The organism is Spirosoma sp. (assembly GCF_048594605.1).
Lineage (GTDB): Bacteria > Bacteroidota > Bacteroidia > Cytophagales > Spirosomataceae > Spirosoma.
Window position 1 is genome coordinate 1 of record NZ_JBMDWV010000088.1, and the last position, 7,865, is coordinate 7,865.

Annotated in this window: 9 protein-coding genes; 5 read left to right on the forward strand and 4 right to left on the reverse strand. The window is 42.4% G+C overall.

Going from position 1 to position 7,865, the window contains the following annotated elements; genetic code table 11:
- Positions 1–570, forward strand: a 570-nt coding sequence (locus ACOJS8_RS05015) for a restriction endonuclease subunit S (RefSeq protein WP_420147436.1), incomplete at its 5' end; no start/stop codon positions are given.
- A 10-nt stretch (positions 571–580) separates the two neighbouring features.
- Here ACOJS8_RS05015 and ACOJS8_RS05020 read toward each other — a convergent pair.
- Together ACOJS8_RS05020 and ACOJS8_RS05025 are read right to left on the reverse strand one after the other, a co-directional pair.
- On the reverse strand, positions 581–2,035 hold the full coding sequence (locus ACOJS8_RS05020; RefSeq protein ID WP_420147437.1) for a hypothetical protein: 1,455 nt from the start codon (positions 2,033–2,035) through the stop codon (positions 581–583).
- 11 nt (positions 2,036–2,046) lie between these two features.
- The gene (locus tag ACOJS8_RS05025; RefSeq protein ID WP_420147438.1) at positions 2,047–3,003 is read right to left on the reverse strand and encodes a caspase family protein; all 957 of its coding nucleotides are present in this window, start codon (positions 3,001–3,003) and stop codon (positions 2,047–2,049) included.
- Between the two features lie 284 nt (positions 3,004–3,287).
- Here ACOJS8_RS05025 and ACOJS8_RS05030 point away from each other — a divergent pair, with 284 nt between their 5' ends.
- From ACOJS8_RS05030 to ACOJS8_RS05040, 3 genes are read left to right on the forward strand one after another with little or no spacing between them, the layout of a single operon-like run.
- Positions 3,288–3,548 (forward strand): hypothetical protein, encoded by a 261-nt coding sequence (locus ACOJS8_RS05030; protein ID WP_420147439.1) that lies wholly within the window; start codon positions 3,288–3,290, stop codon positions 3,546–3,548.
- A gap of 28 nt (positions 3,549–3,576) precedes the next feature.
- On the forward strand, positions 3,577–4,395 hold the full coding sequence (locus ACOJS8_RS05035; protein ID WP_420147440.1) for a HipA family kinase: 819 nt from the start codon (positions 3,577–3,579) through the stop codon (positions 4,393–4,395).
- A 46-nt stretch (positions 4,396–4,441) separates the two neighbouring features.
- Positions 4,442–5,320 (forward strand): hypothetical protein, encoded by an 879-nt coding sequence (locus ACOJS8_RS05040; RefSeq protein ID WP_420147441.1) that lies wholly within the window; start codon positions 4,442–4,444, stop codon positions 5,318–5,320.
- An 18-nt stretch (positions 5,321–5,338) separates the two neighbouring features.
- Here ACOJS8_RS05040 and ACOJS8_RS05045 read toward each other — a convergent pair whose 3' ends face one another.
- On the reverse strand, positions 5,339–6,310 hold the full coding sequence (locus ACOJS8_RS05045; RefSeq protein WP_420147442.1) for a relaxase/mobilization nuclease domain-containing protein: 972 nt from the start codon (positions 6,308–6,310) through the stop codon (positions 5,339–5,341).
- Positions 6,307–6,786, reverse strand: coding sequence for a hypothetical protein (locus ACOJS8_RS05050; protein ID WP_420147443.1), 480 nt, complete (start codon positions 6,784–6,786; stop codon positions 6,307–6,309). The genes ACOJS8_RS05045 and ACOJS8_RS05050 overlap by 4 nt, the downstream gene beginning before the upstream one ends.
- Before the next feature lie 560 nt (positions 6,787–7,346).
- Between ACOJS8_RS05050 and ACOJS8_RS05055 the strand changes: the two genes are divergently transcribed.
- The coding region (locus ACOJS8_RS05055) for a hypothetical protein (protein ID WP_420147444.1) at positions 7,347–7,865 on the forward strand (519 nt) is incomplete at its 3' end.

Below are 7,865 nucleotides of genomic sequence, written 5' to 3' on the forward strand. Positions count from 1 at the left end.
TATACCGAATCTGGACGCATTTTTATTTCCGCTCAAAATGTTAACCCATTTAAATATAAGCCAGAGATTCACAGGTACGTTTCTGAAGAAGCATATCTGAATTATATAAAGGGTCGCACACCAGAATATGGAGATGTATTAGTCGCGAGGGTCGGTGCTGGAATTGGTGAAGCTGCTGTAATTAATAAGCATCTCAACTTTGCATTTTATGTAAGTCTGGGGTTGATTAAACCTATAAAGGATGCACTTAACTCGTATTTTCTAGAGATTTTATTTAATAGCATTTATGGAGTAACTTATTCAAAAGGCAATATCGCTAGTAGCGGAACTTCAGCAGGAAACTTTAATCTAGAAAAGATTAGGAAATTCCCCATCCCCCTTCCTCCCCTTGCCGAGCAACAAGCTATTGTTGAAGCGGTGAAGCAGGCGATGGAAAAGCTAGGCCAATTGCGCGATGAATTAACTCATCAGCGCACACAGGCCGGGGAGTTGCTCAAGGCGTTGTTGCACCGGGCGTTTCAGGTAGAAGAAGTAGAAGATTTAGACGTGGCTACGTCAGTAGAAGCGTAGCCACATCTTTCTAATTATTGCTAACGGGCGTTAGTTTATCTTTAACCTTAGATAAACTGTCATATTGCATTTGGAGCTTAATAGCTCGTATCTTCTGTTCAATCAGGTCGTTGTCTCGTGTGGCATTAGCAACTGGTGCCGTCAATGACGCTGGCTGAACTAGGGTAGCCGCACTGTTCAGGGCATTTCCGGCTTTTGCGATTTGATCGGCAGTCAGACCAGCTTGTTTTATCGCTAGTTTACGCAACGCCCCTGTTGATGGGTCGAATTCAAATCCAGTGCTCGATGCTTTTTCGGGTAAATAGGCTACTTTACCCCATTGAGGCATAGCAACCGTAGCAACCGCAACCGTTTTTCCGGAACCTTCCTTGGGTTTCATGCTAACGTTGGCTCTAGCCCAAACAGGTACATTGTAAGCCAGACCACGCGCTATTGTAGACGAAGTAGGCGGCTCGCTCACGTAATCAGCCAGTTGTTTTCCAGCAGTGTGAGATACATTCAATGTATATAGCTTTTCAGCGTCGGCGGCAGGTGTACTGGCAAAATCAGCAAATTGGCGCAGGTATTCATTCTGATAGGTTCCGTCAGTAGGCGCAAAATGAAGAATTGGCTTGTCTTCCTCTCTAAATGTAAGAATTGGTTTAGAAGCGCTAAAAGTGGAATTAGTTGGCTTTTCAATCAATATGTCAGCTCTTAAAATTACCTGCGTTTTAGTTTCGTCAAATGTTAAATGAGACAGCAAATCAGCTTCCAGCTTATCTAATTCATCTAGTTTTTTCTTGAATATACCTTCAGCACCAATGTTATCAGACGATTGAATAAGTTGCGTTCGAGCGGCTCGAACAGCAATCAGATCGCGCTTACGTTTGTCAGTACTGGTTAAATCGAAATTATCTGAATCTGCTAGATTTGTTCCTATTGATTGTCCGGCTGCTTTCGGTATCACAAGGGTTGAGACAATACCCGCCACACTTTGAACGCCCTGTACAACCAGATCAAACGTTCGGTCTTCGTTTACCATTTCTCCCTGGGTCATTTGGCCTAACTCATTGAGCGTTGCTGTCAGCTCTCTGTTTTTATTCCATTTTCCTTTCAACAAAACGTGAAAGATTTTAGTAGGATCAGGTATAGGGCGTGAGCTAATACGAATTTCTTCTTCCTTAATTGTATATGAGGTGTACGTATTTTTGTTGGTAGTAGTCCATTTTCCTTTAAGCGTAATAGCATCTTTCTCCCCTAAGCGCTCTTTTAAGGCTTCCTCCCAAAAACAGTCTCCTTTTTTCTGAACAATACGCGTAATCGGAATTTCGACCGTAACAAGTGACATGGGTAAGGGATAATATAGCCCGCCTTCATCATCTGAGGTAGTTGACGATATGGGTACCCGTTGCACGGTGAGTGTGGGTTTGCAGCAGCTAATTAGCCCGGCTACCCCTAGTAAAATCATTACTTTTTTGTGATTCATTCTGATAGTGTTTAGCGGATTTTTAAAAAATAATCATTCTTAAACTGTGGATTAAGTTGTCCCACTTCAGCATAGGTTACCGTTGAGGGGCATGTATCAATACGCTCCAGTAGTTTGCGGTAGGTTAGCCGAACGGGTTGACTCGGGTCAACGATTCGAGCGTTTCGATATAGCCCATCCGTAAACAAGCTTCCGCTTGCTGCCCCACCGGTTGTTGTGGCTTCATGTGAGGCACTGATATAGATCATCTGGTAAGGTTGAGCGGCATCGAGCGCTGTTTCCAGACAAGTTCCAAATGCATCTCGTCGGCTTTGATTGAATAGGATTTCATTTCTGAATCGCACAGTTGGCTGCGCTGATTTTTCGGCCAACGAATGATTTTTCTTTTTTCCTGTCTGTTTTTTGGATGCTGACACGCTAGTGAGTCGATGCTCAAGGAAATTGATTTTGTAGGAAGATTCTGAGTGGCAGGCATCTGCTATCATCACTAAACGCACGCCTGGAAGAAATTTTCGCCAGATAGGATCTAATTCATCATCAATCAGACAACGATCATTAGCGATCAGTACGCCGTCGAATCCAGAAAGCTCATCATGGTTAGTATCCCGTAATGTATCACCATGCCCAGAAAAATAAAAGACAACCAAATCCCCAGCTTTTGCTTTAGGAATCAGATCAGATAGGGATTTTAATATGAATGCCGCAGTTGTTTCCGTGTTGCTCAACAGCGGTTTAACATTTGCATCCTTAAATCTTGCCTGCCGCAACAGTTGCCGCATCTTATCAAGGTCTTTACTCACACCCGCAGTGGCCCGGTTATCGAAGAAATCACTAGGCCTACATACCGCACTGGTCGTTTGAACACCGACTAAAACAGCGTATCCTTCCGGTTGCGCTAACCCAATTTGTAGATTGAAAAAAACACAGGCACTATATAGAGCGCTTTTGTAAAAACAGCGTAGATTCATGCGTTGCAGGCCGTTTATTAAACTTCTGCAAACTACGCTGGCTGCTAGATGCCGGTCAATGGGGAATTTCCCCTATCTCAGCGAAAAATCACCTAAAGCACAGCTTAATGTATAAACTTTTTATCGTTGAGAACTAATTAACTCATTTTCAGTCGTATTTATTAGTAATGATAGTTAATATCTTGCTTTTACCTCAGACGTCTTACTTGAAGGGTGTAGAGTTGATGCACCGAAATACAACAGTAAATCCATAATTTTGAGTTGTACTTGACTACACTAATTCCATGCCTCCTACCGCTGACGATTTTTCTAATGCACTAAACAGCCTGCTCCAACAGGCTCAACAAGCTGGTCAATCTCACCTTGTTGTCAACTTCGGTAATTTACATCGTCAAGTTGGTAGTTATCCAGGCCAAAACCATCGGATGCCAATATGCTGTCGTGTAATGCGAGATGCTAGAACAGAAGATGATGTTATTCTTGAAGCACCTCCTCAGGGCGATGGAGCATCATTAACTATCAAATACTTACTGCCACGACCATAAATATTGGCTTAACTTTTGCTCATTTAGCTTGCAGACACACCAATCCATCGAAGCCATACATAAGGTATTTCAGACAAATGACAGACCAGTTTTAGCTACCTGCGAGGATCTGAACGATTACGTCTGTAAATACCGGTATGTTGAACGTCAATTTAATGAATTACTGGCTTGGGCATTTCTTAAAGAATGGGGTATTCCAGTTCCAGATGCGAGCCTGGTGACAGTCAAGCCTGAACACGTCACTGCTGAGGCATTGCGAGAAGGTGCACGTTTAGCATTCTTCGAACGACCTGTATTTGGCTCAATTTACTTGCAGCATGCTCGTGAAGTAGATAATTCTTTAACAGCACTGGGGGCTAATCGGAACGATGTTCTAAAAATACAGAATCGGGTAGATTTACTTCGAATAGCCCTCTTCGATCTATGGACAGCGAATGAAGATCGCAACGGGAATAACTATAATTTGTTGTTAGTCCCTATTCAGTCAGGCAAATTTTTCATTCATGCGATTGATCATGCTGCATGCTTCAATTCTAGTAACGTTGGTCAGTATACGTTATCACCTTTGACCGAAGAGGATAGCGTTCTATCAACCGACTTTTGTCGACTGCTCTATGCGAACAGTACTGTTTTAAAGCGGGATGGTGAAATTGTGTTGTCGTCTTTCCGACAAAAAGTCGCACTTTGCGCAAAAGCATTACCGAAAATAGTGAACTTTGTGCCCCCGTTATGGAGTATTGATACTGCTGAACGGCATCAATGGCTTATTGAAAACCTTTTTGATGACACCTGGTTAAGCCAGGCAGAGGCAGATTTCAGGCACTATTTACAGCTATTATTACGTTAATATATTAAAGTGATAGAGTAGTGAAATCTTAAGACGGTCTTTTTATATGACAACATTTTACAGCATAATCTACGCCAATATTCGTCCATCCCTGGATGAACGGGTGAGTATTGCCCTGTTGTTACGTGACGATAACCGCCTTATTTTCCATTACGCTCCAGAAAAATTAGATGCTCTCCGAGCACTATTACCGGCGGAAGCATATAGCTTAGCTCGTACGCTCGTCAAAAATCTAGATGAGTACATAGGTAACCCGGAACCTGTTAATAAATACTTCAATTACAAAGTATCAATAGAGCCGTTTGAGCGTCGGTTTTTGGAGAAAAGCTATGTGTCTTACTTGGCAACATACAGCAATAATCTATTAACATTCTCGGAGCCTAAAGCGATTGACTTACCCGTGACAGACGATGCATTTATTCGTTTGTTTCAAAAATATATTCATCAAGACTGGGAAATCGCTCGTAAACATGCATCAAATAGCAACGTTACGGAACGCGTCCGTCGTGACTTATATCCTAAAGTAAAAGGACGGGTTAATTTAGATGCCACAATTACTGCTCAGGTTGTTCCTGGTCTCATTGCACCTACAAAGGTGAATATTGCTGGCCGTAACGAGGTCGGCATGATTGGCCAAATAATTGATTTTGAAAAGAAGCGTTATTCACTTGAAGCAGATATAAATCGAATTGTTGCTTTAGCCAGAGCATTTGAGGCTAACGACGAAACAAATGGTAAGTACTTTCTGATTGGCAAAGAGCCTGGTCTTGACTTTCCGTTTCAGCGAGAAATATGGCAGAACGTTCGCCAGCAGCCGACATTTGAATTTGTACCGGAAAACGAAACTGAGCGGATCGACGAATATATCGCCGAACATAAGGTGCAGCCGCTAATCCCAGAAGATGCGATTGAAGCCGAAGGTTAGGTAAGGCTTTATCTCAGCTTACGGTAATCGTATTCTTGAGCTTTCTACATTTTTTGTTGTCTTCTTCACCCTGTTGTCATTCCTTTTCTTACCGGTATCTACTGATAAGATAGATTCTTGTTCACTTTTTAGAGCTAGGTGAGCTTCTGACGCTGTAGCTTTATTAGCTATTACATGAAGTAGTTGGGGCTCCTCATAAAGCTTTGAGCTACTAAGTGTCTGCTGGAACTGCTTTTGTAGTGATCCCGCGCTAAATCCTTTACCGATGTTACGTCCTCGAATAAAATGACCGTTGGCTTCAAACGTAATGCCTGTTATAGTTCCTTTCCCCTTTGTCTGTTTTCTACGCTGGAAATGAATCTGGATTTGCTGTAGTTGAAGCTTTTGAGCCAGTTCGACCAACGAAGAAACATATGGAAGTTCTGCAACTACAGCCGCCTGAATTTGGCATTTAGTTTCCATCCATTCCGCAGACATTATTCGGCCATTTACTACGTTAGAACGCTGCCGGTCTAAAGCAACGATCAGCCCCTGTTGTTTGGCAATACGTTTGGCTGCTTCTCGGCTACGATCTTTGCAAAAACTTTTGTCAACCGTACGGCCATTAAAATCTACCCGACTCATCACTAAATGAATATGTGGATGGGCGGTGTCATTATGCTTAACCAGCAACCATTGTATATTATCAGGATCAAGGCGGAGTTCCCGCATGTAATCCTCGGCTAATTCAATTAATTTTTTATCTGTCAGTTTCGGGCGGTCATCCGCATGAAATGCTAAGGCAGTATGCCATACCGCAACCCCTAAATCTGTATTAAGCGCTCTGTGTCGGTTGAAATCCGAAATCATCTGTTCCATCGACCCTAACCGTACACCATTAGCCGCCAAAATCTCTGCCTGTTTGTTAGCCTGTAAATCGTCATAATGACCCTCGAATAGATAGCGCACCACACCCCCAAAACTACGTCCTACGCTTACTTTGGCTATCATATAGCTAAGTTGATAGTAAATCCACTCTTCCGATCAGTTCTGCGAATTCGATCATATTCATCCAGTATGCTATTCAACTGTTGTATAAGGTTTGTCAATTGAACAACCACCGCTAGAAACCCTGCTACATCCGCCTGCCGTCTAAGTTGCTGTAAGTAGTTAGATTGGTTGGCTAATTGCCCTAAAATCCTCTCCTGCTCGACGGTCGCTAAAGGCGACAAACCTTTGTCCAGCCCGTTCATTTTCATCAACCGCCGGATCAGTCCAGCCATTGAGCCATGTTGTCGTTTTGGCCTTGCGTTACGACCAATGGGCGTGGGTAACGGCTCATGACCAGCTAGTTTTTTGAAGTGTTGATACTCGCTTTCGGTCAAAGCAATTGTTACCTTATGACACCGAATCTGCTCGGCTTTTTTGGGTGGTCGCCCCGAGCGTTTTGCTTGCGAATGTTGGTTAAAATTATGGTTCTGCTCCATAGATATATTTCGTGAAATTTAAGCGTGACAATTTTTACCCCGGCGAAAAGACAACTCGCTCTAAATATAAATTACGAATCTTCTAATAATTTTCCAATAGTATTCTAATAATAACATTTTTTCTAACTTTTATTTGACAAATTTATAATAAATGGCTGAAATAGCGTATTTTTAAGTAAAAATCAATTGTAGACATATTATGAACGCTACGACGAAGAAGGACTTACTCTATGCTTTTCGAAAACGTAATACGAAACGTAGAGATCTACTCTTTTTACACTACCAGGAATGGTTCGAATCTCCCTTAACGGCTGATGTGCTGGCCCAGAAAATTTCAGATGATTTAGGTATCGAGGTAGGTCCCAGTATTATTTATCACATCCGATCAAAGCATAAACCCAGACGATCTAAACTAATGATGAACTCAGTAAGTCAATCAACGATGGGTAGCTCTAATCCCCATACACTTGCTGTAACAGTCCCCGATTTGGATTCACTTACGAAGCAATCTTCACTCATCCAATTCTTACCCAGCTAATCACTATTTACCAAGTAAACTGATGAAACAATTTCATTTTATCCTTCAAGCCAAAGGTGGCGTAGGTAAATCATTTTTGACATACCTCTATGCGCTAGCAAATGAACACGAATCCTCCGTTTTGTTTTTAGATGTAGATAACTCTACAAAAACTAGTGATCGCCAATTAGCCTTCCTCAGAAGCCAGCAACGGGTAGCTAAGCTTTCTCTCTTCAACGAACGCGATAAACAAGATCGGCAATTACTGCTCCGATCGGTATTGGAGTTATCGGCTCTTCCCTATAATCAGTACTTTTTGGATTTTGGAGCACCGGAGTCCGAACAACTTCCCGCTTTACTTCGACGGGATATTCCAGCAGCGCTTTTCAAACGGGTTGAGCAGCAAACACAAGGCCAGTTTATTTTCCATATTGTCATTGGTGGGAATACGGCATTTAAACCTTGTGTTGAATACCTGGTGGACGTAGTAACCCTGCTTGGTCAGTTATTTCCGTTAATTGTTCATGCTAACCAACATGGTTTCGTGGGGCCAGCTCGTGCA